The sequence below is a fragment of the Litorisediminicola beolgyonensis genome (assembly GCF_042679605.1).
Taxonomy (GTDB): domain Bacteria; phylum Pseudomonadota; class Alphaproteobacteria; order Rhodobacterales; family Rhodobacteraceae; genus Litorisediminicola; species Litorisediminicola beolgyonensis.
The window spans coordinates 1-1,071 of sequence record NZ_JBHTMU010000095.1 but is presented as its reverse complement, the minus strand read 5'-3'; the positions used below and the strand labels follow the sequence as shown (position 1 = coordinate 1,071).

Below are 1,071 nucleotides of genomic sequence, written 5' to 3'. Positions count from 1 at the left end.
AGGTCGAAGCCGTGGTTGATCTCGTCGAGGCTCAGGGTGTGGGTGATCATCGGGTCGATCTCGATCTTGCCCTGCATGTACCAGTCGACGATCTTCGGCACATCGGTCCGGCCCTTGGCGCCGCCGAAGGCGGTGCCCTTCCAGACCCGACCCGTCACCAGCTGGAACGGCCGCGTGGAGATCTCGGCCCCCGCGGGCGCCACGCCGATGATGATCGACTGACCCCAGCCCTTATGCGCGCATTCGAGCGCGGTGCGCATCACGCCGACGTTGCCGGTTGCGTCGAACGAGTAGTCCGCCCCGCCTCCGGTCAGCTCGACCAGATGCGCGACCATGTCGCCCTCAACTTTCTTGGGGTTGACGAAATCGGTCATGCCGAAGCGGCGCGCCATCTCTTCCTTGTCGTCGTTCAGGTCGACGCCGACGATCTGGTCCGCGCCCGCGAGCCGCAGGCCCTGGATCACGTTGAGACCGATGCCGCCCAGCCCGAAGACCACGCCGCGGCAGCCGATCTCGGCCTTGGCGGTGTTGATCACCGCGCCGATGCCGGTGGTGACGCCGCAGCCGATATAGCAGATCTTGTCGAAGGGCGCGTCCTTGCGGACCTTGGCCAGCGCGATCTCGGGGACAACCGTGTGGTTGGCGAAGGTCGAGCAGCCCATGTAATGGTGGATCGGCGTGCCATCGAGCATCGAGAAGCGCGTGGTGCCGTCGGGCAGGAGCCCCTTGCCCTGGGTCGCGCGGATCTTCTGGCAGAGGTTGGTCTTGCCCGAGAGGCAGTATTCGCACTCGCGGCATTCGGGCGTGTAGAGCGGGATCACGTGATCGCCGGGCTCGAGGCTGGTCACGCCCTCGCCCACTTCGAGCACCACGCCCGCGCCCTCATGCCCGAGGATCGCCGGGAAGATGCCCTCGGGATCGTCGCCCGAGCGGGTGAACTCGTCGGTGTGGCACAGGCCCGTGGCCTTGATCTCCACCAACACCTCGCCGGCCTTCGGACCGTCGAGATTGACCTCCATAACCTCAAGCGGCTTGCCGGCCTCAAGGGCCACGGCTGCACGGGTTTTCATG

Annotated in this window: 1 protein-coding gene; it reads right to left on the bottom strand. The window is 66.3% G+C overall.

Annotated elements, in window-relative coordinates:
- On the bottom strand, positions 1-1,070 hold a 1,070-nt coding region (locus ACFQ4E_RS20580), incomplete at its 3' end, for an S-(hydroxymethyl)glutathione dehydrogenase/class III alcohol dehydrogenase (RefSeq protein ID WP_386806406.1).
- Position 1,071: the final 1 nt, after the last annotated feature.